Genomic DNA, 23,686 nt, shown 5'->3' with positions numbered 1-23,686 from the left:
CAAATGTGCACGCCACACACCGGTCTCTTTTGTTAGAGGAATGCTCCGTGCGCTCGCGCGAATCTCAAAATTGATGGGCGGAGTTTATTGGAGGAGGATTTTTCAGATTGCTAAAAAGTGATAAATATCGGGTTTGAAAAGTTAAAAGATGGTTAATAAGCCGTGTTTTGATGCGTCAATGAGGAATGAATTTGTAAGATGTAAGAATGAAAAATGTAGGATCGAGCTCCGTCGGCATGCACGGCATTTTATCTATAAAAATCAATGAGTTATGTTTGTTTTGTGCGGTGGGTTACAGATGCTTTGGGAGCAAAAGTAAGGAAAGTGAAATAGCAAACGTTTGCGAGCGAGGCGTTCCTTTCTAATTTGTAATGTTTGGCGGCGTGTTTTGAGATAATGGGATATCCAGCTCGTTAATTTTTTAATTCGAGATTTGGTTTTCGATTTATTATTGATTTGCTGGATTATCTTTAAATCAATTTAATTCAAAATTAAGAATGCCTGGCTGTGCTGATATGCGCATTTCGTTCGCTGCGATGGCCCGTGTGACGGGCGTTCCGGGCGGGATGGCGCGTCGAATTTGTAAAAAAGTGCTACAGGGCGATGGTCAGGGCCGTCGTCATTCGTATTTCGAATTTGTCCTATTGACTATTTCGTTGATGTTGACATTCGTGTGGGGTTTGACGACGAGGCGAGCCCGTCCGGGAGGCATTACCCGCTACCGGTTTGCGCGTGCTGGCGGCAGGTTGTTAAAGCCGCTGGCCGACGCCCCTGAATTGTCAAATCCTGGGTGTGACAATTTGTCCGCGCGCCTCGAAGCGCCGAAGAAAAAACGGCGTGAGTGAATGTGTCGAGGGCGCCACATCTGGCAGGTGGATGCAGGCCGGTGAGGTTTCACACCGCATGCGATGTAGCGATGTGGCGGCGTCGAGCGGGCGGCGGGCCGGGCAGCCCGAGCGATGCGGCTCGCCATGCAAAGTGTGACGAACGCGCATCGAGGTGTGAACGGGACGCGGAGCACGGAGCAGAACGGATACGTCGATCACAGCGTATTGCGCTGCTGCGCGCCCGGATGCGGACGATGCGATTGCCACCGGCCGGCTCCGGCCGGCATGCAGCCGGCCCGGACGTGATGATGGCCGAGGCCCGGTTGCCAGGATGTTCGACCGGGCAACCGGGCCCTTGCCCGGAGCGGTTGCGTTACTTCTTGAGAAACCGCAGCGCGAGCCGTGCCATACGCGGCACGAACAACGGACGCAGCAGGCGCTTGTCGTAACCGGCCATCCGCCGATCGTTCTCGGCGAGACACAGTTCGATCAGCTCGCGCGGCTTGAGCGCTTCGCCGATGTCGGCGGTGTTCGTCGCCGGGAAGTTCGCGTCGCGCGCGACGCCGTCGGCGTCGATCCCGCGCGCGATGCCGATGCGCTCGCGGATCAAATGCACCCACACGGCCGCGACCCGCGCGAAGAACCAGGGCCGGCGCCACCACGGCAGGCTGCGCCAGTACCACGCGTACCAGTTCACGAAGAACAGGATGTGGCGGCCTTCTTCCTGGATCACGGGCTCGAAGGTGTCGACGAGTTCGGGCGGGAAATAACCGGAGCGCTGCGCGGAACGGAACAGGCCGAACGCGAAGAAGCTGTCGATGCATTCGCTGAAGCCCGTGACCATCCACGACCACTCGGGATCCTTCGGCGCCGGGTAGGGGGGCTCGGGGGCGAGCCGGATGCCGTATGCCTCGACGAGCTTCGACAGCACGACCTTGTGGCGCGCTTCCTCGCCGCCGTCCATCTCGAGCGCGCGGCGCAGCAGCGGATCGCCGACCGTCGCCGCATAGGTCGCGACGCGGATCGATGCACGACCTTCGGTTTGCACCGCGATGTCCCAGATCGGCAGCGACGTGAGCCGCTTGAGCTCGGCGGGCTTGAGCGCCGGCCAGTCGATGACCGCCGGCTTGTACGGGTTGTGTGTGTCGAGCAGCATGCGGCAGAACATCTGCATGTGCGCATCGGAACCGATCCGGACCGGACCTTGCCTCTCGAAGGTCCAGTTGCGCATTGCGTGATCTGCGGCTGCGTGCTGTTCCTGCAGCGTGTCACTCATGGCTATTGTTGTGCGATTACGGATCGAAAGATTCTTGCATAGCTTCCGTAATTGCGTATTTTCGAGCGGCCATGCGCACGCCGGCCAGGCGTGCGTCACGCGTGCGTGTCGACCCAGAGGCGGCCCCAGCGGGACGCGTAGGCAAGCGCGTGTTCTTCCTCGAAGAAGAAATCGATCGCGTCGAACGAGACGGAGCGCGGCGACGGGCCGCTGCTTGCCTTCGCGATCGTCAGGTTGGCGGCGAACAGCCCGTTCGGCAACCGGGCGGCAGCGGGGGCGACTTCGTAGCCCTTGTAGCGGATCGTACGGTTCATGGCGTGCGCGGAGAGAGTTCGGATGTTCAGCGTACGAAAACCCGCCGGCCGCGTGAACCAATCTTTCGGCCAATGCAAATCACGCGGCGGGCCGAATCGTTATCGGCGCGGGGTACGGGGAAAGGGCAACCGGGGGCAGCGTCGGCGTGCACGGCGCGCGGCCGTTCGTCCGAATGTGCATCGCCCGCGCCGGCGAACAGGGTCGTCCGGGCGCGGGCGGTGAAAGGCGGGGAAATTACTGGTTGGCGATCTTCAGCACAGGCGCGAGCGCATCGACCGACGCCGCATGCGAGGCCGCGCGATGCGACGCGAACGCGAGCGCGAACTCGGCCGCTTGCGTGCCGACCGTCTCGAGCTGGGCGACGACCTTCGGGTCCGAGCAGCTGTCGGCGCTGTCGAAGCGCGTTTCGAGCGTGTTCACGGTCGCGCCGAACGGCGTCGGCCAGCCGCGCAGTGCATGCACGATCGAACGCAGCGACGTCAGCACGGTGCCCGCCGCCTGCCAGCCGTACGCGGTGACGATCAGGCCGACCGCGCGTCCGTCGAGATAGGGCCGATCGTCCGCACGCAGTTCCTCGAGCGTATCGAGCGCGTTCTTCACGAGGCCGGATACGCCGCCGTGATAGCCGGGCGTCGCGATGATGATCGCGTCGGCCTGGCGCACGGCGTCGATCAGTTCGCGCTGCGCGTCGGTCAGCGTTTTGTGTTCGGGGGCGTAGTGCGGCAGCGTATGCAGGAACGGGCCGTCGAACAGGCGCGTGCGTGCGCCGGCTGCCTGCGCGCCGCGCAACGCGAACGACAGCGCGCGTTCGGTCGACGACGCTGCCCGGGTGGTACCGCCAATGCCGACGACGAACGGGCGGCGGTGTTGATCGAATGCAGTCAAGGGGCGCTCCTTGGGGATGGCTTGCCCGGCTAAGCACAGGCTTAAAAACCAGATGGTAACGACCCCGCCGCCACTCTGAAAACGACTTTTCGTTCTATCGATATGCCGGGAGGCACGGGCAATCGTGCGCGCGGCCGCACGGATCGATAGCAGAAATGCTTGGTTGGGCTGGCCGGCCGCGGTCGATAAGATGGGCCCGTCTCCTCCATGATGTCTCTACTGACATGGGTTGGCCCCGCCGCGCGGATGCAGGCGGGGCTTTTTTTCGTCCCGGTCAGGAAAAGGGGCGCGATGCGCCGGGCCGTGGCCCGTCAGTCGAACACCGGCCGGAAGAAGCTGCGCTCGTAGCTGACGATGCAGCGCGTTTCCTCGGCGTAGCGGAACGCGGCCTGGCAGGCCGGATCCTCCATCGAGCGTTCGCGGTAGCGTTCGTATTCGGCGAGGCTCGGGAACGAGAACATCGCGAGCGCAATGTTGTTTGCCCCTTCGGACGGCAGGAAGTAGCCGTGATGCGTGCCGCCGAACTGCTCGACGAGCGGAATCCACATCTTGCCGTAGGTTTCGAACTGGTCGAGCTTGTACGGATCGATGACGTAGCGAAGGAAGCAGGTGATCATGGGCGCGCCTGGAGCGGAGAGAATCCGGCGAGTGTGGATGGCGCTGCAGCATGTGTCAACGGCGCGCCGGCGATCGACGCCGTCGCGCTCGATGCATTGCTTGCGTGCGCAACGATCGGTGTGCCGTCATGCGTTCGCAATGACGCAAGCGCCGCCGCCGCGTGCACCGTCGCAACCGTTTCTCCCGCACGCACGTCCCCAAACTTTTACGACATTTTTTCTTGCGGGGGCCATCGGCGCGCTCATAGACTTCGGGCATCCCAACCACGGAGCATGGCAATGTCGATACCCTGGAACGCGATCGCCGAACACACGCCTGCCGTGCCGCCTTCCGCGTGCGCCGACCGGGTGATCGTGCGGCGTTTCGATCCGGCCTTCGACAGCTATGCCCAACTCACGCCGATGCTGCATCGCGCGTTCGCGCGGCTCGGCGCGATGGGGCTCAATTGTACGTGTGTCGACCAGGACGAGGTCGTCACGCGGCGTCGCGCGGAAGCGGGCGAGTGCTATGTCGCCGTGTGCGGCGGGCGCGTGATCGGCACGGCCACGCTGTATGCGACCGATCCGTCGTCGGCCTGCCCGCTGTACCGGCGCGAAGGCGTCGCGAGCGTGCGGCAGGTGGCGGTGGACCCGGATTGCCAGAGCCGCGGGATCGGCGCGTTGCTGCTGTCGTTCGCCGAGCGGTGGGCCGCGTTGCGCGGCTACACGCTGCTCGCGCTTGACACGCCGCATCCCGCTTCGCACCTGCTCGCGTTCTACGGCTCGCAGGGTTTCGACGTCGTCGACGTGATGCGCTTCGACGGCAAGCGCTACGACAGCGCGATCCTCTGCAAGCGGCCCGTCGCGCATGTCGTGCGCCGGGTGTCGTCGGCATCGCCGGCGTCGCGAATGGCCGCGCGCATGGCGGCCGTGCGGCGTGTTGCTCATGCATTGCCGTCTCGCGTGGCCGCGCTGGTCCGGCGCGATCGGTACGTGCGGCGTGGCGCTGGCTGGGCGGCGCGACGCGCGGCCGGTGCCGCGAGTTGCCGCTCGTCGCCGTGGCGTCCGCGTCAGCACGGGCGCTACACCTTCGGCTGAACGCCGTGCTCCGGTTCCTGCTCCTGTTTTGCCGCGTAAACGCCGGATGAGCGGAGTGTGGCGCTCCCGCTCGTGTACGGCCCTCGAGACACCCCCGCCGCGCCGCGGCGAAACGGACGTTTACGCGCTTTTTATGCCCTGACGCGCACCTTCATGAGATGGCCGCACCGATCCGCACGTTGGTGGCCGGATCGGACAGGTCCTTCACTTGCGCGACGAGATTGCGTTCGGCGGCGGGCCGCACCTGCATCAACCCGCGTGCGCCGGCCACACTGACCGCGCGGCGATCGAAGCCCGACTCGACCGCGCCGCCTCACTCGTCGCCGCCGCTCGACTCGCCGCCGCCTTTCGCGAGGCGCCACGCGATCGTGCCGAGCACGCCGACCGCGACGACCAGCGCGCCCCACAGCACGTAGCGGCGCGGTGCGTCCGTGTCGGCGGCCGGCGCCGGCGTGACCGCCGATACCGGCAACGCCGCGCCGACGCGCGCGGGCCGCACTTCGGGGGCCATGCTGACCAGCAGGGCGTCACGGCCGACGGCCGACGACACGAGCGACGCGTCGCCGACGCCGAGCGTAAACGGCGGTGCGCCGCGCGCCACGAAAGTCAGCGCGGCCGGATGCCAGCCGATCGCGACGGCCGGCTGGCCGCTGCCGAATCCGCCGTTGCGCATGTCGACGACGATCCGCCAGGTGCGATCCGTATTCGCCGCGAACTCGAGCGGCGGATTGCGCTGCTCGCCGGCCTTGCCCTGCAGCCGGAACAGCACGGCGCCCGCGACGTCGCGCCACGGCGCCTGCGCGTCGGCGCGGCTCTGCAGCGTCGCGCGCGCGACGGTATTCGGTTGCGGCAGGTCGATGCGCACGCGGTCGACCGGATACGCGCCGTCGGTGTCGAACAGGTACTCGCCGGGCGTGCCGCCGGCCCGCACGCGCACGGCGTCGCGCCATTGGCGCGGCACGGACGCGGTGTCGGTTCCGCGCGCATCGCGCGGGTGCGTCTCGACGTCGATCGACGCGATCGCGGGCGCGCCGTCGAGCCAGTCGAGCCGCAGGTAGCGCGGCGCCGCGCCTTCGAGTGCGATGCGTTCCTGCACGAGCATGTCGTCGCCGTGGCCGACTTTCAGCAACTGCGTGCTGCCGAGCGAGCGCCAGCTGCGCAGGTCGTCGCTGGCTTCGACGGCGACACGCCCCTGGTAGCTGTCGTCGCCCACGTGTACGAGCAGCGCGTCGATGTCGCCGTCCGCATGCGACAGGTCGACGAGATCCGCGCCGTGCTTTGCGCGTGCCGGTGCGGCGACGCCCGCGCGCAGCGCGCCGTCCGGGCCGACCGTCACGCCGAGCGGCGCGCTGCCGTTGTCGGCGCGGGCGGGCGGCAGCGGGAACCAGTGCACCGGCGTGCGCGCCGGCGGTACGGCGGGTGCGGCGGCCGTGGGCGCGTCGAGCGAATACGGCACCGGCTCGCCCGCGCCGTTGAAGATGCGCACGTCGCCGAGATCGTCGCGCCGGCTCGCCGCATAAACCGGCTGCGGCACGGTGAGCTGGTAATACGCGGCGGTGCCGTCGAGGTCGAGCGAGAAGCGCTGCGCGGGCGGGCCGTCGGCCGCCGCGAACAACGCGAGCAGGCTCAGCCCGAGCAGCGCGGCGAGTCGTTTCATTGCAGGCCGTCCTGTTGCGCGGCGGCCTTCGGCGGCAGCGGCGAGAAATAGCCGATCAACAGCAGCAGCACGCCGATGCCGATGAACGACACGATGCGCTCGATGCCGGTCACGTGCGACAGGTCGAACAGGAACAGCTTGACGACCGTGAGCGCGAGCAATGCGGCGCCGACGAACCACAGCGGACGCAGCCCGCGGCGCGTGGCCCAGATCGTGATCGCGAGCGCACAGAGCGTCCAGTACACGGACACCGACGCCTGCACGAGCGTCGATTCCGCCATCGCGCCGAGTTCGTACGGCACGCCGGCCCAGTGATGCAGCGTGCGCAGCAGGATCGCGTTCAGCCACAGGAACGCGGTCGCCCCCGCCGCGCTCAGCAGCTCGACGCGATGGTTGCCGAACGACCAGCCGAGCTTGCGTGCGCGCACGAACCACGACGCGGCGAGCGCGTAGACGACTACGAGCACGAGATCGAGCGGATTGAAGAGCGGCACGCGCGCCCAGCTTCCGCCGTCCTGCGTGAAGTTCGCGTAGAAGGTCCACACCCACATCACGACGATGAGCGGCAGCGACGCGAGCGCGCATACGCGGGCGATGCCGTCGCGGCGCGTCAGCCACATCCCGGCGAACGCGAACAGGCTCCAGCCGACCATGAACACCTGCTGGATGCCGAACGACGACAGCACGGTGTCGATGTCGTAGGCCATGTGGAAGCGGTGATGCAGCGTGCGCAGCATCAGCGCGTTGAACCACAGGAACACGGTGGCGATCGCGGCGTAGTCGACGATGTGCGGATGCCAGGCGATGCCGAGCGCGCGCAGGCGGCGCAGCCATACGGTGAACGCGACGAACACCAGGCACTGCGCGATGTCGAGCGGGTTGAGCAGCGGGAGCCAGAAGAGCGGCGCCGCGTTGCCGTCGCTGATCGCGCTGGCGATGCTCCACAGCCACAGCAGCGCGGCGAGCGGTGCCGCGCCCCACACCTGGTAAGCACGCGGGAACGCCGCGACGGGCCAGCGCAGACGCGAGCCGGGGCCCGACACCAGCAGGAGCAGCACACCGAAGCCGTAGGCCCACGCGCTCCAGCTCCATGCGCCTTCGGGCACGAACGCGCGCAGGCGCCAGAAACCTTCGAGCGACAGCAGCCCGCACAGGGTCCAGAACGTCAGCGTGTGCAGCGGCGCGATGATGCCTGCGGCGACGGCTTGCGCGAGGCCGGGTGCGGCGCCGGGCGTCGCGCCTTCCGCAGGATCGGCGCTTGCCGTGCCGCGCGACTGGCGCCACAGCAGTGCAAGGCCGGCGCCGACGGCGACAGGCCACGCGAACGCGCCCATCCCCGACAGCGGCGCTTCATGCGCATCGAATGCACGCAGCGCGAGCAGTGCCAGCACGGGCGTCAGCGCGAGCGCGGGCCATTCGGCGAGCGGCCACGCCAGCCGGCGGCGCGCGACATGCGCGAGCCATGCGGTGCCGGCCGCGAACAGCGCGGTCGAATCGACGACGAAGCGGTCGGCATGCAGGTCGACGTGACGGCTCGCGTAGACGAGGATCTCGTGCAGCCCGCCGCTTATCCACCACAGCAGTCCCCACGCGGCTGCCGCGGCGCCGATCTCGGGCATCCACGCATGCCACGCGCGCGCTTCCGCGCGTCCGTGCAGCCACCAGCCGGTGAACAGGCCGGCGAGCGCGATCAGCAGCATCGCGATGTAGGGGCTGTTGAGCACGGGCAGCGCGGTGGCGTCGGCCGGCCCGAGCAGGCTCGTGAAGAACGCGCCGGCCGCGGCGAGCTGCATCAGCAGCCCGAAGCCGAACCGCAGCATGCGCTTCTCGCGCACGCCGAGCCAGACGACGGCCGCGCCTTCGATCGCCCACGCGGCGCTGGTCGTCGGGCCGGAGAACGCGAGCGGCACGGCCAGCGTCGCGAAGATCACCGCGAGCGCGAGCGTGGATTCGAACAGCAGCGCGAGGCGGTCGCGGCGCCGCGCGAGCCATGCGGTGACGACGACGTAGAACGCCGACAACGCGACGGCGCTCCACGCGAGCCCGAACGGCATGTCCTTCACGAGCGACGCCTGCAGCGCGGTCGCGACGATCGGCGTGCCGAACACGAGCGTGCCGTCGACGTAGTGCCGCAGCGCGAGCTCGCGCTTCACCGCATACAGCAATGCGATGCCGACGTACATCAGGAAGAACAGGATCAGGAACGGCTCGGTGCTCGCGAACAGCGCGGGGCGATAGGCCGTCACGCCCCACGCGGAGCCGATCGTGAACGTGAACGCGAAGCCGAGCAGGTTCAGCGGACGCCAGGCCTTGAACCACGCGATCGCGAAGATGCCTGCGTTCAGCAGCGCGTAGTAGCTGAACAGCGCGACGTGGTTGCCGTGCCCGGTCGACAGCAGCACCGGTGCGAGAAAGCCGCCCGCGGTGCCCATGAACGCGAGCGGCAGCGCGTTCTGCCGCACCGCGAGGAACGCGCTCAGCGCGCATACCGCGACCATCAGCGGAAACGCGGCGCCGACGGGCAGCAGCGCGTAAAGCTTGGTCGCGGCGAAGATCGTCAGGTACAGGATGCCGACGCCGCCGCCCTGCAGCACGAGCCCATACGCCGCGCGGCGCGCGCGCACGCGCCAGCCGATCGCGAGCAGCGCGGCCGCTGCGAGCGCGGTGCCCGCGAGGCGGAATTCGATCGGCAGCATGTTGTTGTCGGCTGCGTACTTGAGCAGGAACGCGACCCCGAAGAACAGCACGACGATCCCGACGCGCACGACCGTGTTGCCGCCGAGCAGCCAGTCGCGCGCGGCGCGGAATGCACGCTCGACGATGTCGGGCTCGCGCGGTTTGGGCGGCGTGGGGGGAACCGATGGTGCGGGGGCCGGAGCGGCAGGCGTTTCAGTCGCGTGGGGCGCGGCCGGTACCGGTACCGGCGCGGCGGCACGAACCGGCGCCGGGGCCGGAGCAGGAGCCGGTGCCGATATCGACGCCGGTGCGTCCGCGCGCGCGGCGGCCGGCTGGGCAGGCGGACGCGGCGGCAGCGTGGCCGAAGGCGGGACGGGGGCGGATGAGATCGCGGGCTGCGCCGCGGACACCGATGCGGTGCCGGCGGGCGTGTGCGCCGTCGCCGCGGTCGAGGTCGAGCCGGCCTTCGCGCCGGCCAGCTGGCCGCGCAGCGACGCGACTTCACGTGTCAGCGTCTCGACGGTGGCTTCGAGCCGCGCGACGCGATCGGCGAGCGGAACCGGCGGCTGGGCGGACGGCGCCTGCATCGCGAACGTGTCGGGTGCCGCGCCTTTGCCCTTGCGCTTGCGCTGTTGCAGCGTGTGATCGAGACAGAACCCGATCGCGGCGCCGAGCACGGCGCCGTTGACGGCGGAGAAATCCCCGATCAATGCGGCAATCCCGCCCACGACGAAGCCGATTGCGGTAAAAGCCCAGTTCATCTCGCCTTGCTCCCTCTCTCGTATCGTTATCGGCCTGCGATCGGACGTATGCCGGTCGAGGCGGTGTCGGCATGGCCGGCAGGCGAACCGGCATGCACGGCTGAAGGCGGCCGCCGCATGGCGGCCTGCGTCGCAATCAGCCTGTTGGCGGGGAATGTATCACAGCGGCTGTCGGGGATTTTCCGGGTCGGCGCGGTATCGCGGCGTGCACCTTCCGGTGTCGTCGTACGGCTTTTTGCACGGTCATGCTTTTTATCGGTGAATGCCGTGCGTGCATTTGTCAGGCTAGTTGGCCGCGGGATCGGACGTGGAATTGTCGTAAAGCGACGCGCGCCCGATGCGAATTCGCGCATAAAACGACGCGATATGCGCCACGCTGCTGCGCACAAGTCCGGCGCGTGATGCCCGCCGTTGCTGGCCGTGCGGGTATTGCGCCGCCGCAATCGCGTGCCGCCGCGCGCCGTGGCCCGCCCGGCGGGGCTGGAGGCCGTGTCGTATTTGCGCAAGCGTTTGTCGTAATTCGTCGGCAGGTCGGGGTTTTTTCTGGCAACTATGTAGGCACGCTATGACACACGTGAGTCCCCGCTACACGAGGAGAAGGTTTCGATGGATGCCCCCAAGGTCGTGGTCGAAGGTCTGTGCAAGGTGTTTGGTAGTAACCCGCAGCAGGCGCTCGACATGCTCGCCGCCGGCGCGACGAAGGATGACGTGCTGAAGCGCACCGGCCAGGTTGTCGGCGTGCACAACGTCTCCTTCGATGTGCAGGAAGGCGAAATTTTCGTGCTGATGGGCCTGTCCGGCTCCGGCAAATCCACGCTGATCCGCCTCGTGAACCGGCTGGTCGATCCGAGCGCCGGCAAGGTGATGATCGACGGGCTCGACGTCGCGTCGGCGCGCCGCTCGGCGCTGACCGCGCTGCGCCGCAAGGACATGAGCATGGTGTTCCAGTCGTTCGCGCTGATGCCGCATCGCTCCGTGGTGTCGAACGCCGCGTTCGGCCTGGAAGTCGCGGGCGTCGGCAAGAAGGAACGCGAGCGCCGCGCGATGGAAGTGCTCGAGCAGGTCGGCCTTGCGCCGTTCTCGCACAAGCTGCCGTCCGAGCTGTCGGGCGGCATGCAGCAGCGCGTGGGCCTCGCCCGTGCGCTGGCCGTGAACCCGTCGCTGATGATCATGGACGAGGCGTTCTCCGCGCTCGATCCGCTCAAGCGCCGCGAAATGCAGGATGTGCTGCTGCAACTGCAGAAGGAACAGCGCCGCACGATCATGTTCGTGTCGCACGATCTGGAAGAAGCGCTGCGCATCGGCAACCGCATCGCGATCATGGAAGGCGGCCGGCTCGTGCAGGTCGGCACGCCGCAGGACATCATCGCGAACCCGGCCGACGACTACGTGCGCGCGTTCTTCGACGGCATCGACACCAGCCGCTACCTCACGGCCGGCGACCTGATGCAGACGGGCGCCGTGCCGATCGTGTCGAAGTGCGATGCCGCGAACGTCGCGGCCACGCTGAACGGCAGTGCCGACTATGCGTTCGTGCTCGACGCGCAACGCAAGATCCGCGGCTTCGTCACGCGCGATGCGATCGGTCAGGACACGCCGTCCGTGAGCCCGATCGAAAGCATCCGGCGCGATGCGTCGCTCGAACATGTCGTCGCGCGCGTGGTTGCGAGCCCGAATGCGCTGCCTGTCGTCGACGACGACGGCTGCTACTGCGGCTCGGTCGATCGCGCGCTCATCCTGAAGGCCATCACGCGTTCGCGAGGCTCCCATGTCTGAAATGATTCCGCTCGGTACCTGGGTCGACCAGTCCGTTCACTACCTGCTCGACCATGACGCCAAGACGTTCGACGCGATCGGTCAAGCGATCGAGGGGCTCGCGGCCTTCGTCGAGCATGGCCTGCAGGCGATCCCGATGTGGCTGATGATGGCGATCTTCATCGGCGTCGGGCTGTGGCGGGTGGGCTGGCGCTTCGCGCTGTTCACCACCGCGTCGCTGCTGCTGATTTTCGCGACCGGGTTCTGGGACCAGACCGTCATCACGCTCGGCCTCACGCTGTCGTCGACGATCATCAGCCTCGTGCTCGGCATCCCGCTCGGCATCTGGGCCGCGAAGAGCAAGTGGGTCGCCGCGATCGTGCGCCCGATCCTCGACCTGATGCAGACGATGCCCGCGTTCGTCTACCTGATTCCGGCCGCGATGCTGTTCGGTCTCGGCCGCGTGCCGGGGATCCTGTCGACGGTGATCTTCGCGATGCCGCCGGCGGTGCGCCTGACGAGCCTCGGTATCCGGCACGTGAACCGCGAGATCGTCGAAGCCGGCCAGGCCTTCGGCTGCACGCCGTGGCAGCTGCTGTACAAGGTGCAGTTCCCGAATGCGCTGCCGTCGATCATGCAGGGCGTGAACCAGACGATCATGATGGCGCTGTCGATGGTGATCATCGCGTCGATGGTCGGCGCGGGCGGCCTCGGCAACGACGTGCTCGCCAGTATCCAGCGCCTCGACATCGGCCTCGGTTTCGAAAGCGGCCTGTCGGTCGTGCTGCTCGCGATCATTCTCGACCGCATCACCGAAAGCTTCGGCCGCGCGCCGGGCACCGTGAAGGCGCCGCTGTTCTCGGGCCTCAAGCAGCTGTTTCGCGTGAAGGCCTCACCCGCACAGGCCTGACCTCCGGCGGCCGGAAGCCCCGGCCGCTTACCTTGACGATAGAAAACGACTTCCGCGGCTTCGGCCGCGGGGGTGGCCCCCTGCAACCTCCTCGCCAGGAGACCGATGTGACGTCTGCCGTCGCTGTCGCGCCCGCCGCCTGCGTTTCACCGGTTTCGTCCCTCGCCCATTTCGGCTTCCTGACGCTGCCGAACTTCTCGATGATCGCGTTCTCGAGCGCCGTCGAAGTGCTTCGGATGGCGAATTACGTCGGGCGGGCCGATCACTACCAGTGGTCGATCTACTCGCTCGACGGCAGCCCGGTGCATGCCAGCAACGGCATCGCGGTACGGCCGACGCAGGCGCTCGACTACACGAAGCTGCCCGACGTGATGATCGTATGCGGCGGCATCCGCATCCGCGACGTGGTCGACGAAGAGGCGCGCGATACGCTCGCGGCGCTTGCCGAACGCGGTCTGCCGCTCGGCGGCATCTGCACGGGCGCGTATGCGCTGATGTCGAGCGGGCTGCTCGACGGCTATCGCTGCACCGTGCACTGGGAGAACCTGTCGTCGCTGCATGCCGAGTTCCCGCAGGTCGGGTTCGCCGACGAACTGTTCGTCGTCGACCGCGACCGGCTGACCTGCACTGGCGGCACCGCGCCGCTCGACCTGATGCTGAACCTCGTCGGCATGCGGTTCGGCCAGCAGCTGGCCGCGCAGGTATCCGAGCAGTTCATCCTGGAGCGCATCCGCAGCTCGACCGATACGCAGCCGATTCCGGTCGATGCGCGCGTCGGCTTCTCGCGCGCGGAGCTGATCGAGGTCGTGCGGCTGATGGAGGCGAACATCGAGGAGCCGCTGTCGCTCGAGGAACTCGCTCGGCTCGTGCGGCTGTCGCAGCGGCACCTGCAGCGGATGTTCAAGGTGTATTTGAACGTGTCGCCGACCCACTATTACCTGACGCTGCGCCTGAAGCGCGCGCGCGACCTGCTGCGCACGACCGACGCGTCGATCGCACGCGTGACGACGGTCTGCGGTTTCCATTCGCCGTGCCATTTCAGCAAGGCCTACCGCGCGCAGTTCGGCCATGCGCCGAGCTACGAGCGCAGGCTGCCGGGGCGCTGACTGTCGAGAATCATCCAGTCCGCGACGTCGCCGGGATCGCGGCGCGCGGCTTCAATAAACGATCCCGCATTCAAGCAAACGACATCACTTTGAGGAGAAGCAAGATGAAGCGCCTATTGATCGCAGCGGTGTGCGGGATCGGGATAACCGCGCCGATGTCGGCCGTTTATGCGGCCGATCCGCCCGTGTGCAAGAACGTGCGCTTCGCGGATGTCGGCTGGTCCGACATCGCGGCGACCACGGGCCTCGCCACGACGATGCTGCAGGGGCTCGGCTACAACCCGACGAAGACGATCGCGTCGGTGCCGATCACGTTCGCGGGGATCAAGAGCAAGCAGATCGACGTGTTCCTCGGCTACTGGTCGCCGACGATGGACCCGATCATCCAGCCGTTCACGAAGGCCGGCACGATCAAGGTGCTCTCCACGCCGAACCTGACCGGCGCGAAATACACGCTCGCGGTGCCCGACTACGTCTATCAGGGCGGCCTGAAGTCGTTCGCGGACATCCAGAAATACGCGGACAAGCTGAACGGCAAGATCTACGGGATCGAGCCGGGCAACGACGGCAACCTGCTGATCAAGAAGATGATCGACGGCAACCAGTTCGGCCTCGGCAAGTTCAAGATGGTCGAGTCGAGCGAGGCCGGGATGCTGGTCGAGGTGAATCGCGCGATCCGCGACAAGCAGTGGATCGTGTTCCTCGGCTGGGAGCCGCATCCGATGAACGTGCAGATGAAGATCGACTACCTGAGCGGCGGCGACGACGTGTTCGGCCCGAACTACGGCGAAGCGAAGGTGCTGACGGCGACGCCGCCCGACTACGCGCAGCGCTGCCCGAACGTCGCGAAGTTCGTGTCGAACCTGCAGTTCACGACGACGATCGAGAACCACGTGATGGTGCCGATCATGAACAAGGTAGAGCCGAACAAGGCGGCCGCCGAGTGGCTGAAGGCGAACCCGCAGGCGCTCGACAAGTGGCTCGCGGGCGTGACGACGCTCGACGGCAAGCCGGGCCTGCCGGCGGTGAAGGCGTATCTCGGCGTGCATTGAGCGACGCGGCCGGGCGTTCGCCCGGCCCGCAAGCGGCTTGACGGATTCGCGCCCCCCGTCCCGGGAAGATTCCGGGAGCCGGGGGCGTCGGCATGCCTGTCCGGCGTGAGCAGGCATCAGGCCACGATTTGCATGAGCCACGCGTTGATGCGTCGAATCACGTCGCTCCAGTCGCCTTCGCGGGTTTGCCGCACGGCGGTCGCATGCGCGATCCAGGGGCTCGCGGTACCCTCGACGCCCCAGCGCCAGTCGCCACAGACGTGGGTCGGTACGCAAGTCCGCATCCCCATCATGGCCGCCAGGTTGGCGACGCCCGAATCGACCGCGACCACGGCATCCAGTTGGGCCATGCATGCAGCCGTGTCGCCGAAATCCCGAATCCCGGGCCGGTACTGACTAACATTGCCGGCCGGCGTGCCCGCCAGTGCCGCGGCAGCGGGGTGATGCAGATTCACGAAATGCATGCTTTCCGCAATGGCGGGGTGTGCCACGATCGCGTCGATCGCATCGAGCGGCAGGCTGCGGCGGCTGGCCCAGCACCTGACGATGGCGCCTTTTTCGGGCCAATGTCGTTGGACGCAATCCCAGAACAGTCCGATCAGCTTCCTGCCCGGATGTTGCTCGCGCACTTGCGCGGCCCATTCGGCAGCGATCCGCTGCTTGTGCGGCGGCGTCTTGATGTAGGGCGCGAACCATCGTTCCGGCAGGCGTGTCCGCCGGGCTTTCAGCATCGGCAAATGAAGCAGCGAGGCATGCAGGTCCGGCGCGAAACCGTCGACGCTTGCCTGCAGTTCATCGGGCAACGGCGCATGAAACTGCACCGGATTGGGGGCGGCGACGACCTCGCACTGCGGCAGTGACGCCTGCATGAGCGCGTGGCTCTGCGGATGGCAGGTGAGCATGACGTGCGCGCCTTCGTCCAGCCAGTCGGCCACGCAGGCCGAGAGGAGAAAGTTGTCGCCGAAGCCGTGTTCATGCGTGATCAGGACACGCCTGCCGCGCACAGTCGATTCGCCGTCCCATGTCGGCAGGTCGACCGGGCGGTAATTGGCGGACAGGCGCGGAACGTCGTCACGCATTCGCCAATAGGCGAAGCCGCGCGGATCGCCCGCCTTGAGCATCGCTTCTCCCATCGCGAATCCGATCGATGCGCTCATCTCGGCAGGGCCGGTTGCCGCCATCCGGAAGGCTTCGTCGAGCAACGCGATGGCCTGCGCGAGATCGCCGGCCATCATCAGGCTCATGCCCAGTCGCAAGCGGTGGAGTTCGGGCCGGCTGTGCCGCGACGGATCGCGTTTCCAGGCTTCGGCGGCTTCGACGTAGCGGCCCAGCAGGTAGAGCGCATCGGCACGCCGTGTCATGGAGACGGCATCGTGCGGGTCGAGCGCCAGCGCCAGGTCGGCCCAGGGGAGCATTTCCTCCTCTCGCCGGAGGGCGGTCAACAGTTCGCAGATCCGATGCAGGATCGCGGGATCACGTGAATCGCCTGCGTATTGCGTCTGCGCGGCAGTCAGTTGCTGTTCGAGGTCGACCATGAGTGCGGTTCCGGCGGGCGCGGTCACCGTGCGGGGCGGGCGCAACGGGAACCGGCGCGAGCAGGGGGCCGGAGGTGGGCATCGCGATGCCGGCACCCCGCCGGGGCGTCGATGCCGGCCGTGTCGTCGCAGGGGCTACACACGGAATGCGCCGTCGAAGATGACGGTGTCGTCGAACAGGATCTTTCCGGACGAAAACACCAGATCCAGATGATGGCTCCCGCGTTCACCGCCGCCGAGGCCAAGGTGCAACCCGGGATGGCGTTCTTCGAAACTTGCATTGCGTCCATGCAGCCTGACGTTCAGGTTCGTCCCGATCCCGAACTCCTCGACGATCCTGTTTCCCGCGCATTTGTCGAGATACAACCTGAAATCGTCCTCGAGCTGTCGATTGGCCGATTCGACGCTGACCACCTGGCTCCGCTCGATCCCGATCTTCAATATCGGGTCGATGACACCGTACTTGATGGCAAAGGGCACCGTGCTCAGGAAGGTGCCGCCGAACAGGACGCTTCCGGTCAGGTCGAGTACGCGGGTCGCCACTTCGCCGGGCATCAGGTCGTAGTGGTTGCGGCCATCGAGGCTTTTCCATGTCTGATCCAGCGTTCCGTGCAGCGAACCGCCGAAGCCGTCGTGAAATTGCACGCGTCGAGCGCGTTGTGCCGCCGCAATGATGCGTTCGTTGCGGGCGGCAATGTCGTCGATGCTCTCGGAAAAGGCCTCCTTGAAGAATTCGCCGTATTCCCGCAGCAATACCGACTTCTTCCAGTGCTCGGCCATTTTCGGCTTGAGGGGCGGGATGAACGACGGCCCATGCGGGTTGATGTCGGAACGTATGGACGAGTCGTACATGAAGATGAACATGTCACACCGGTCGATTTCCTTTATGACCTGTTCGTGATTTTCCGTGTCAAGCTCGACGTAGGTGAACGAATATTCGAGTTTTTTCGGGCAGTGCCGGATAATCGATTGCGCGGTATTTCTCTGGCTTTGATCCGAACCGACCAGGATGTTGGCGCCGGCTGAATGTTTCTGCACCATGGCTGGATGACCGCGGACACACGAAAAGAAATTTTCGACACTTTTTTCCATGATTATCTCCGGGGTATCCAGTTTCTGGATCAAAAAAATGGCGGGTCATTGCGATCCGCCATCGTTCGGGCTGCCTGCTTAGGCCCACAGAGCCGTTGCGAATGGAATGACTGCGCTGTCCTTCATCATCTCGACCCAGTCTTCATGCTGATCTTCCTGCATCCATTCGATCAGCGGGAGATCCTGCTTTTCCTGATTTTCGTTCATGATGATTTCCTTGTTTAGGAATTGAACTGCGAACATCGCAAATCGCCCCCGAAAATTCGAGGGCGGATTTAGCGATTGAGTGAGCGCATGGGGTTGCGCCGATTATATGGGGTGGGTGTGAATGATTGCTTTCTGTTAATCGTCAGACAACATTAGCATTCGAATTTGCGGAGGGACAATGTAACGTAAACCCTAGGGTTGTTTTGATTTTGTGAATGCTGGTGGCGGTGGTGTTTGAATGTCGAAAAAATGAAACGGGGGTGTGTTTTGAAACGGGAATAAACGCACCGATTGATGTCGATTTCGACTACTTGATTACCGGGCGCTCGTTTCATTCCCCCTTCGTCGCCGCGGGCACGTCGAACACGCGATCGAACGCCCACTGGAAGGCGAACGCGTAACAGAAGAAGAACGCAAACAGCCCGATGTCGACGACGAACGCGTCGAACCACGAGATGTCGAGCCACCACGACACGACGGGCACCAGGATGAAGATGAGCCCGCCTTCGAATCCGGTGGCGTGCAGGATCCGCCGCCCGAGCGTGCGTGCCGGCTGCCGGCGCGACGCTTCCCAGCGCTCGAACAGCGCGTTGAAGATCATGTTCCACAGCATCGCGATCGCCGACATCGTCGCCGACAGCGCGCCCGAATAGACGAGGCCCTGCTTGAAGAGCGCCGCGATCACGGGCGAGATGCAGGAAATCGCGATCGCTTCGTAGAGCACCGCCTGCGTGATCCTGCGCGATAGGCCTTGCACGTTGTTTCTCCGGTTCGACGCCATTCGCCGCGGCACCCTGCCGTGACGTCCCGCAAGGCTATTCGCGTTGCACGCCCGCTTCAATTCACCTAATCTCACCCCGATTCAATCGAATTCAACCCGGCCCGATCCGGCCCGCGAGGCCCCGTGTTCTCGAAACTTCCCCTGACCGCATTGCGTGTATTCGAAGCGTCGGCGCGGCTTGGCGCATTCAAGGCTGCCGCGGACGAACTGTCCGTGACGCCGGCCGCCGTGTCGCACCAGATCAAGTCGCTCGAAAGCCGGCTCGGCGTGCTGCTGTTCGAGCGCGGCGCGAGCGGCGTGCGGCTCACGGAGGAGGGCGAGCAACTGTTTCGCGCGAGTCACGATGCATTGCTGGCGCTGAGCCGCGGGCTCGACGCAGTGCGGCCGGAAGCGACCGGCGAGCGCACGCTCGTGCTGACCACCACGCCCGCATTCGCCGCGATGTGGCTGATTCCGCGTCTCGGGCGGTTTCGTCGCATCGATCCGCAACTGCACATCAAGGTCGAAACCGGCAACACGCTCGCCGATCTCGAACGCGACGCGCGGATCGATCTCGCGATTCGCGCAACGTCGCGCACGTTTCCGGCGCTGCACGAGATTGCGCTGATCGACGAGTATTTCGGCGCTTATGCGGCCGCCGGGTTCGACGCGCACCGCACGGACGAGCCGCTCGACCTGATCGAGACCGTGTGGGATACGCCGTTGCCGGTGTCGGTCGACTGGGCGTCGTGGTGCCGTGCGGCCGGCCGCGACGCGTGGCTCGAACGCGCGGTGTTTCGCCATTACGACGACGAGCATTACGCGTTGCAGGCCGTGCTGCACGGGCAGGGCATCGCGCTGCTCAGCTCGGTGCTGGCTGCCGAGCATGTCGCGCACGGAGCACTGACACCGATCGAGCCGTCGGTGCGGCTCGACGGCGCGCGTTTCGTCGCGCTGTGCCGGCCCGGGCGGGAGCGCGAGCCGCAGGTCAGGTCGTTTCTCGACTGGCTCGAAGCGGAGATCGCGCAGACGCGGGCGGCGGTGGCGCGGATGGGGGCGGGCGTCGAGCGCTAAAGCGGGGCGGCGCGGGCCGTGTGCGAACGGTGCGCCCGTACACCGTCACCCGAACCTGACGCAATACACCGGCGGCAAATGCGCGGACACCAACTGCCAGTGTTCCCCGCCGTCAACGGACGTCCACAACCCGCCGGTCGTCGACGCCATCGCGAGGCGCGTGCCCGAATCGTCCACCGCGAGCCCGTGCCGATACACGAGGTCGTACGCGGGTGCGGGCGGCAGCCCGTTCGTGAATGACTCGAAACTGCGCCCGCCGTCGCGCGTGCGCGTGACGACGAACCGGCCGTCCACCGGAATCCGGCACGCGTCCTTCACGGCCGGCACGAACCACGCGGTGTCCGGCTCGTGCGGATGCACGGCCACCGCGAAACCGAAGCTCGACGGCTGTGCCTCGATCCTCCGCCAGTGTTCGGCGCCGTCGGTCGAGCGGAAGATCGCGCAGTGATGCTGCGTCCACAGCACGTCCGGGTTGGCCGCGCACTGCACGACGCGGTGCGGGTCCTGCGCGTTGGGTTCGCCGCGCCGCTCGGGCGGCATGTAGTCGGCTTCCATGCCGTCGGCCGTCACACGCCACGTCGCGCCGCCGTCGGCGGTCTGCCAGACGCCGCCGCACGAGATGCCGATCGTCACGTGCCGGCTGTCGCGCGGATCGACCATCACCGAATGGATGCCCGGCGCATCGTATCCGCCGCCGCCCCATTCGGCGCGCTCCGGGCGATCCCACAATGCCCGGTTGAGCACCCAGGAACCGCCGCCGTCGTCGGAGCGGAACAGCCCGCCGGGAATCGTGCCCGCCCACAGCACGCCCGGCTCGTCGGTGCCGCCGGCTTCGAGCGACCAGATCTGCTGGAGCGTCCACGGCGGCTGCGGCGGGCCGGGCGGCGCGTCGCCCGTGTCGCCCGTGTCACTCGCGGCGCCCGTGCCCGACGGGGCGCTCGCGGGCGGATCGTCGGCAGGCTGCGGCGGATATACGGGCACCGCGCATTCTTCCCAGTCGGTGGCGCCGGCCCGCCTGCGATGCAGTTTCACGCCGAAATGCCCCAGGTTGAGCGCTGCATACAGCGTGCCGTCGCGCGGGTCGGCGAGCGCCATGCTGACCGGCTCGCCGGCGAAATGCGGCTCGCCGAGCGTCCAGCCGCCGTTGCCGCCGGGCTGCAGGACGAACAGGCCCTTGCGGGTGGCGACGAGCAGTCGATCGTTCATGTGCGATGTCTCCTGATGGCCCGACCTGGCGTTCCGGTACGCGGTCGGCGCTTGTGCATGCGTCCCTTTATCCGCCCGTCAGCGCCTGTACGACATAGACCCGGCTCGCGTCGCCGAGCACGTCGGACAGGCGCTGACGATCGCGTATCGGCTGGCCGTCGATGAATACCGACAGGTGTTTGCGCAGCGCGCCCTGGTCGTCGAGGATGTAGCCGCGCAGTCGCGGCTGCTCGCCGAAAACGGTGTCGAATGCTTCGCCGAGCGTGCGGGCGTCGATTTCGCGCTCGGGCGTTTCGATATGCCGCTGGATCGAGGCGGCGAAGAAGAGGTGCGCCATGGCGGTGGCTGGCAGGAGCCGCGCGGAGGGGACGGTCTTTAGTTTAGGCGATCCGTCGGGGGCGCAAAGACGGTGTCTCGTAGTCGCCGTGCGCCGGCGTGTCGATCCGTCGCGGTCGACACGACCACGCGGATCGGAAACAATCCTGCCCGGGCCGCCGGGCCGCCGGGCCGCCGGGCCGCCGGGCCGCCGGGCCGCCGGGCCGCCGTGCCGCCGTGCCGCCGGGCCGCCGTGCCGCCGTGCCGCCGTGCCACCGTGCCGCTCGACGGTCGCACGCTCTCCACTTGCCGATGAAGGACATTCCCGCCATGCCGCGATCCGCGCTGTCGATCGTCAAACCGGCCGTCGACGATATCGTCGCGGGCCGCAAACGCGTGGAAATCCGCTCGTGGGCGCCGCCGGCCATCCCGTTGCGCGATCTCGTGCTGGTGCAGAACGCGATCTTCCTGCGACAGGACGGGCAGGAGGATCCCGACGGTATCGCGCTCGCGATGGTCGATGTCGTGGGGGGGCACGATTGGACGCCCGACGAAGCCCGCTCGCAAGGCAAGCAATGGTGTGCCGGATACGTGTGCTGGGAACTGGAGAACGTTCGGCAGATCGCGCCGCCTGTTCCGTGCGTCGCGAAGCGCGGCATCTATGCGTTGCCGGATGATTTCGGAAAGGTATCCTGATGATTTCGCCTGCATCAGGGGCGAGCCGAACGCCCTTTCGACACAAGAGAGGGCAGTCGAGACGAAGGATCACCCGGAGCGTGCCCGCCGCCCGCGCTAAACCGGAATCGATCGCCCGCGTATCCTGATCCCGATCCGCACGATGCCGATCACCGCATTCGACAGCCACGTGAGCAGGCGCGGCATCCCGCGTCGGCGGATATCGAGCAGCAGCACGATCCGCACGGCGTCGCTGTCGTTCCACACCTCGTGCATGAACGTATCGTCCCACAGCAGGAAACGGCCTTCGTCGAGCCGGTATTCGTGGCCGTCCACCTTCAGCACGGCGGCCGGCACGCCGTCCGCGCGCTTCGGCATCGACAGCACGAGATAGCCGCGCAGGATGCCGCGAAACGGCCCGCGATGCGGTGGAATGTGCTTGCCGGGTGCGAGGAACGACAGCGATGCGGACAGCACGTCCGGCGACGTCGCGACGATCGACGCGACGGTCGGGCAGCGCGACAGGTTGCGCGGGAACGGCTGGCCGTACGCCTGCATGATGAACATCCGCCAGTCGCGTGCATCGTTGGCCGAGATGTCGTACTGCTCGCGCATGATCTCGTGGAAGCGCGGGATGCGCGCCATGTCGCGCGCCACGGCGAATGCCTCCGCCTGGATGGCGGGCCACGCACGGACGAAACGCTCGGCATCGGGAAACGCGGCCGTATCGAGCACCGCGCCGCCGTCGATATGGCGGTCGTACAGCGTGCGCAGCAGGCCGGCTGCATAGTCGTAAGCGACGGACATGGTCGATCGAGGCGCGATCCGGAAAGGGTGACGTCAGTCTGCCCGAAGCGGGTCGGGCGCTGCGTTACGTCAGGTTACGCCGGCTGACGAAAGAATGACAGGTTCATGAATGTTCGTTCCACGCGCCCCCGGAGCCGGAGAAGCCGCGTGAATCGAGCTGCGACATGCGGGAATAAATGCACACGCTCCGTCGTCATACGGGTGTAGCACGTCGTCTCGTTGACTTCTCGAGGAGTGGAACATGAACAAGCATTGGCTGGTGGCCGCCGCCGTGGCGGTGATTTCTTTCGCGGGTGTCGCGGCGCCCGCATCGGCGCAGGCACTGACGCGCGCGCAGGTCAGGCAGCAACTGATCGATGCCGAGAACCAGGGGCTGCGCTTCGTGACCGATACGTCGTATCCGGACGTGAGCCCGCTGTTCCGGCAGCAGGTCGAACGGATGCCGCAGCGCCAGGCCGGCACGGCAGTCGGCAGCGAGCCGGCCGCCTCGTCCGATGCAGGCAAGCCGGCGACGATGGCGCCGCGCCAGCGTTCCGCCGCATGCGTCGGCCCGGCGAGTTTCTGCACGATCTATTTCGGCAGCTGACGCAGCCGCCTGCGTTCGCAGGGCCTGCGTTCACCCAGGTTGATCGATACGGAACATTGAAGGAGCTCATGATGAAAGCATATATCGCAGTACTGACGATGATCGCGGCGATCGCCGGTCAGTCGGCCTTCGCGCAATCGGCCGCGCCGCTGACGCGCGCGCAGGTTCGCGACGAATTGATGCGCCTGGAAGCAGCCGGGTACGACCCGGCGAAAGGGGACGACGGCGAGTATCCGGCGGACATCCAGGCGGCGCAAGCGAAGCTTGCCGATCAGGACCGGGCCCGGATGGCGGCTGCCGGCGCGCATGCACCGGCGGCCGGTATGCCGGCGCAGAACAGCAACTAGGTGTCGATATGGTCTTGTGCGACTTCAGGCCGTCGTGTTCGCGGCACGGCCGTCCGGCAGCCGTTCGTGCCGCCCGACGCGGTGGATGGACACCGGCCGCCGTGCCCGTCATCGCGCGCCGCTTCGCTCGGCGCCGCGATCATCTGGCCGGCGGCGCGCGATGGTCAG

22 protein-coding genes and 2 pseudogenes are annotated in these 23,686 nt (G+C 66.5%); 10 read left to right on the top strand and 14 right to left on the bottom strand.

Annotated elements, in window-relative coordinates; all coding sequences use genetic code 11:
* The first annotated feature begins 515 nt into the window (after nucleotides 1-515).
* Nucleotides 516-845 carry a hypothetical protein gene (locus ACTJLD_RS14410; RefSeq protein WP_134257607.1) on the top strand — a complete coding sequence of 110 codons (330 nt, stop codon included), beginning with the start codon at nucleotides 516-518 and terminating at the stop codon, nucleotides 843-845.
* Between the two features lie 355 nt (nucleotides 846-1,200).
* On the opposite strand, the gene ACTJLD_RS14405 is transcribed toward ACTJLD_RS14410, so the two are convergent.
* The 4 genes from ACTJLD_RS14405 to ACTJLD_RS14390 form a co-directional block, all read right to left on the bottom strand.
* On the bottom strand, nucleotides 1,201-2,103 hold the full coding sequence (locus ACTJLD_RS14405) for a hypothetical protein (RefSeq protein WP_059697139.1): 903 nt from the start codon (nucleotides 2,101-2,103) through the stop codon (nucleotides 1,201-1,203).
* A gap of 95 nt (nucleotides 2,104-2,198) precedes the next feature.
* The gene (locus ACTJLD_RS14400; protein ID WP_021157097.1) at nucleotides 2,199-2,417 is read right to left on the bottom strand and encodes a hypothetical protein; all 219 of its coding nucleotides are present in this window, start codon (nucleotides 2,415-2,417) and stop codon (nucleotides 2,199-2,201) included.
* Nucleotides 2,418-2,652: 235 nt separating this feature from the next.
* The gene (locus tag ACTJLD_RS14395) at nucleotides 2,653-3,303 is read right to left on the bottom strand and encodes an NADPH-dependent FMN reductase (RefSeq protein WP_027790596.1); all 651 of its coding nucleotides are present in this window, start codon (nucleotides 3,301-3,303) and stop codon (nucleotides 2,653-2,655) included.
* Between the two features lie 311 nt (nucleotides 3,304-3,614).
* Complete coding sequence (locus ACTJLD_RS14390) at nucleotides 3,615-3,920, bottom strand: NIPSNAP family protein (protein WP_222211443.1); 306 nt, start codon at nucleotides 3,918-3,920, stop codon at nucleotides 3,615-3,617.
* 279 nt (nucleotides 3,921-4,199) lie between these two features.
* Between ACTJLD_RS14390 and ACTJLD_RS14385 the strand changes: the two genes are divergently transcribed.
* Nucleotides 4,200-4,997 carry a GNAT family N-acetyltransferase gene (locus tag ACTJLD_RS14385; RefSeq protein ID WP_440659092.1) on the top strand — a complete coding sequence of 266 codons (798 nt, stop codon included), beginning with the start codon at nucleotides 4,200-4,202 and terminating at the stop codon, nucleotides 4,995-4,997.
* 151 nt (nucleotides 4,998-5,148) lie between these two features.
* Here ACTJLD_RS14385 and ACTJLD_RS14380 read toward each other — a convergent pair.
* The 3 genes and pseudogenes from ACTJLD_RS14380 to ACTJLD_RS14370 all read right to left on the bottom strand — a co-directional run.
* Nucleotides 5,149-5,289, bottom strand: a pseudogene (locus ACTJLD_RS14380) (transglycosylase SLT domain-containing protein); the annotation flags it as partial.
* A gap of 21 nt (nucleotides 5,290-5,310) precedes the next feature.
* Nucleotides 5,311-6,654 (bottom strand): DUF3999 domain-containing protein, encoded by a 1,344-nt coding sequence (locus tag ACTJLD_RS14375; protein ID WP_440659091.1) that lies wholly within the window; start codon nucleotides 6,652-6,654, stop codon nucleotides 5,311-5,313.
* Nucleotides 6,651-10,091 (bottom strand): DUF2339 domain-containing protein, encoded by a 3,441-nt coding sequence (locus ACTJLD_RS14370; protein ID WP_440659090.1) that lies wholly within the window; start codon nucleotides 10,089-10,091, stop codon nucleotides 6,651-6,653. Before ACTJLD_RS14370 ends, ACTJLD_RS14375 begins: the two co-directional genes overlap by 4 nt.
* Before the next feature lie 34 nt (nucleotides 10,092-10,125).
* On the opposite strand from ACTJLD_RS14370, the pseudogene ACTJLD_RS14365 reads away from it, so the two are divergent.
* From ACTJLD_RS14365 to ACTJLD_RS14350, 4 genes and pseudogenes are all read left to right on the top strand, one after another.
* Nucleotides 10,126-11,867 (top strand): annotated as a pseudogene (locus ACTJLD_RS14365) (quaternary amine ABC transporter ATP-binding protein).
* The gene (gene choW / locus ACTJLD_RS14360; protein ID WP_021163994.1) at nucleotides 11,860-12,756 is read left to right on the top strand and encodes a choline ABC transporter permease subunit; all 897 of its coding nucleotides are present in this window, start codon (nucleotides 11,860-11,862) and stop codon (nucleotides 12,754-12,756) included. Before ACTJLD_RS14365 ends, choW begins: the two are co-directional and overlap by 8 nt.
* A gap of 107 nt (nucleotides 12,757-12,863) precedes the next feature.
* Nucleotides 12,864-13,862 carry a GlxA family transcriptional regulator gene (locus ACTJLD_RS14355; RefSeq protein WP_027790601.1) on the top strand — a complete coding sequence of 333 codons (999 nt, stop codon included), beginning with the start codon at nucleotides 12,864-12,866 and terminating at the stop codon, nucleotides 13,860-13,862.
* Nucleotides 13,863-13,966: 104 nt separating this feature from the next.
* Nucleotides 13,967-14,914, top strand: a complete 948-nt coding sequence (locus tag ACTJLD_RS14350) for a choline ABC transporter substrate-binding protein (protein ID WP_021163993.1) — start codon at nucleotides 13,967-13,969, stop codon at nucleotides 14,912-14,914.
* Nucleotides 14,915-15,030: 116 nt separating this feature from the next.
* Here ACTJLD_RS14350 and ACTJLD_RS14345 read toward each other — a convergent pair whose 3' ends face one another.
* The 4 genes from ACTJLD_RS14345 to ACTJLD_RS14330 form a co-directional block, all read right to left on the bottom strand.
* Nucleotides 15,031-16,449, bottom strand: a complete 1,419-nt coding sequence (locus tag ACTJLD_RS14345) for a hypothetical protein (protein ID WP_440659089.1) — start codon at nucleotides 16,447-16,449, stop codon at nucleotides 15,031-15,033.
* A 135-nt stretch (nucleotides 16,450-16,584) separates the two neighbouring features.
* Nucleotides 16,585-17,541: a hypothetical protein gene (locus ACTJLD_RS14340; RefSeq protein WP_059697134.1), complete on the bottom strand. Its 957-nt coding sequence runs from the start codon at nucleotides 17,539-17,541 to the stop codon at nucleotides 16,585-16,587.
* Between the two features lie 78 nt (nucleotides 17,542-17,619).
* Nucleotides 17,620-17,748 (bottom strand): hypothetical protein, encoded by a 129-nt coding sequence (locus tag ACTJLD_RS14335; protein ID WP_021163990.1) that lies wholly within the window; start codon nucleotides 17,746-17,748, stop codon nucleotides 17,620-17,622.
* A gap of 331 nt (nucleotides 17,749-18,079) precedes the next feature.
* Complete coding sequence (locus ACTJLD_RS14330) at nucleotides 18,080-18,505, bottom strand: PACE efflux transporter (RefSeq protein ID WP_027790606.1); 426 nt, start codon at nucleotides 18,503-18,505, stop codon at nucleotides 18,080-18,082.
* Between the two features lie 147 nt (nucleotides 18,506-18,652).
* Between ACTJLD_RS14330 and ACTJLD_RS14325 the strand changes: the two genes are divergently transcribed.
* Entirely contained in the window at nucleotides 18,653-19,582 is a 930-nt protein-coding gene (locus tag ACTJLD_RS14325) for a LysR substrate-binding domain-containing protein (RefSeq protein ID WP_060082564.1), read from the top strand.
* A 45-nt stretch (nucleotides 19,583-19,627) separates the two neighbouring features.
* Here the strand turns inward: ACTJLD_RS14325 and ACTJLD_RS14320 are convergent, their stop codons facing one another.
* Nucleotides 19,628-20,788, bottom strand: coding sequence for a WD40/YVTN/BNR-like repeat-containing protein (locus tag ACTJLD_RS14320; RefSeq protein ID WP_027790611.1), 1,161 nt, complete (start codon nucleotides 20,786-20,788; stop codon nucleotides 19,628-19,630).
* Nucleotides 20,789-20,855: 67 nt separating this feature from the next.
* Nucleotides 20,856-21,125, bottom strand: a complete 270-nt coding sequence (locus ACTJLD_RS14315) for a MoaD/ThiS family protein (RefSeq protein ID WP_059682289.1) — start codon at nucleotides 21,123-21,125, stop codon at nucleotides 20,856-20,858.
* Between the two features lie 308 nt (nucleotides 21,126-21,433).
* Here ACTJLD_RS14315 and ACTJLD_RS14310 point away from each other — a divergent pair, with 308 nt between their 5' ends.
* Nucleotides 21,434-21,799, top strand: coding sequence for an ASCH domain-containing protein (locus ACTJLD_RS14310; protein ID WP_440659088.1), 366 nt, complete (start codon nucleotides 21,434-21,436; stop codon nucleotides 21,797-21,799).
* A gap of 96 nt (nucleotides 21,800-21,895) precedes the next feature.
* Here the strand turns inward: ACTJLD_RS14310 and ACTJLD_RS14305 are convergent, their stop codons facing one another.
* On the bottom strand, nucleotides 21,896-22,585 hold the full coding sequence (locus tag ACTJLD_RS14305) for an aspartyl/asparaginyl beta-hydroxylase domain-containing protein (protein ID WP_060174281.1): 690 nt from the start codon (nucleotides 22,583-22,585) through the stop codon (nucleotides 21,896-21,898).
* A 241-nt stretch (nucleotides 22,586-22,826) separates the two neighbouring features.
* Here ACTJLD_RS14305 and ACTJLD_RS14300 point away from each other — a divergent pair, with 241 nt between their 5' ends.
* Nucleotides 22,827-23,171 (top strand): DUF4148 domain-containing protein, encoded by a 345-nt coding sequence (locus ACTJLD_RS14300; protein WP_440659087.1) that lies wholly within the window; start codon nucleotides 22,827-22,829, stop codon nucleotides 23,169-23,171.
* 71 nt (nucleotides 23,172-23,242) lie between these two features.
* The gene (locus ACTJLD_RS14295; RefSeq protein WP_091925372.1) at nucleotides 23,243-23,518 is read left to right on the top strand and encodes a DUF4148 domain-containing protein; all 276 of its coding nucleotides are present in this window, start codon (nucleotides 23,243-23,245) and stop codon (nucleotides 23,516-23,518) included.
* The last annotated feature ends 168 nt before the right edge of the window (nucleotides 23,519-23,686 follow it).

Source organism: Burkholderia sp. 22088, assembly GCF_052045915.1.
In the GTDB taxonomy this organism is placed as follows: domain Bacteria; phylum Pseudomonadota; class Gammaproteobacteria; order Burkholderiales; family Burkholderiaceae; genus Burkholderia; species Burkholderia cepacia.
The sequence above is the reverse complement of the archived record's forward strand: the minus strand, read 5'-3'. Positions and strand labels throughout refer to the sequence as shown.

What these genes read in the sequence shown, in the direction of transcription:
- ACTJLD_RS14410 (WP_134257607.1), top strand. Translation starts at nt 516, where the DNA reads ATGCGCATTTCGTTCGCTGCGATGGCCCGTGTGACGGGCGTTCCGGGC.
- ACTJLD_RS14405 (WP_059697139.1), bottom strand. Translation starts at nt 2,103, where the DNA reads ATGAGTGACACGCTGCAGGAACAGCACGCAGCCGCAGATCACGCAATG.
- ACTJLD_RS14400 (WP_021157097.1), bottom strand. Translation starts at nt 2,417, where the DNA reads ATGAACCGTACGATCCGCTACAAGGGCTACGAAGTCGCCCCCGCTGCC.
- ACTJLD_RS14390 (WP_222211443.1), bottom strand. Translation starts at nt 3,920, where the DNA reads ATGATCACCTGCTTCCTTCGCTACGTCATCGATCCGTACAAGCTCGAC.
- ACTJLD_RS14385 (WP_440659092.1), top strand. Translation starts at nt 4,200, where the DNA reads ATGTCGATACCCTGGAACGCGATCGCCGAACACACGCCTGCCGTGCCG.
- ACTJLD_RS14375 (WP_440659091.1), bottom strand. Translation starts at nt 6,654, where the DNA reads ATGAAACGACTCGCCGCGCTGCTCGGGCTGAGCCTGCTCGCGTTGTTC.
- ACTJLD_RS14370 (WP_440659090.1), bottom strand. Translation starts at nt 10,091, where the DNA reads ATGAACTGGGCTTTTACCGCAATCGGCTTCGTCGTGGGCGGGATTGCC.
- choW (WP_021163994.1), top strand. Translation starts at nt 11,860, where the DNA reads ATGTCTGAAATGATTCCGCTCGGTACCTGGGTCGACCAGTCCGTTCAC.
- ACTJLD_RS14350 (WP_021163993.1), top strand. Translation starts at nt 13,967, where the DNA reads ATGAAGCGCCTATTGATCGCAGCGGTGTGCGGGATCGGGATAACCGCG.
- ACTJLD_RS14345 (WP_440659089.1), bottom strand. Translation starts at nt 16,449, where the DNA reads ATGGTCGACCTCGAACAGCAACTGACTGCCGCGCAGACGCAATACGCA.
- ACTJLD_RS14340 (WP_059697134.1), bottom strand. Translation starts at nt 17,541, where the DNA reads ATGGAAAAAAGTGTCGAAAATTTCTTTTCGTGTGTCCGCGGTCATCCA.
- ACTJLD_RS14335 (WP_021163990.1), bottom strand. Translation starts at nt 17,748, where the DNA reads ATGAACGAAAATCAGGAAAAGCAGGATCTCCCGCTGATCGAATGGATG.
- ACTJLD_RS14320 (WP_027790611.1), bottom strand. Translation starts at nt 20,788, where the DNA reads ATGAACGATCGACTGCTCGTCGCCACCCGCAAGGGCCTGTTCGTCCTG.
- ACTJLD_RS14315 (WP_059682289.1), bottom strand. Translation starts at nt 21,125, where the DNA reads ATGGCGCACCTCTTCTTCGCCGCCTCGATCCAGCGGCATATCGAAACG.
- ACTJLD_RS14310 (WP_440659088.1), top strand. Translation starts at nt 21,434, where the DNA reads ATGCCGCGATCCGCGCTGTCGATCGTCAAACCGGCCGTCGACGATATC.
- ACTJLD_RS14305 (WP_060174281.1), bottom strand. Translation starts at nt 22,585, where the DNA reads ATGTCCGTCGCTTACGACTATGCAGCCGGCCTGCTGCGCACGCTGTAC.
- ACTJLD_RS14300 (WP_440659087.1), top strand. Translation starts at nt 22,827, where the DNA reads ATGAACAAGCATTGGCTGGTGGCCGCCGCCGTGGCGGTGATTTCTTTC.
- ACTJLD_RS14295 (WP_091925372.1), top strand. Translation starts at nt 23,243, where the DNA reads ATGAAAGCATATATCGCAGTACTGACGATGATCGCGGCGATCGCCGGT.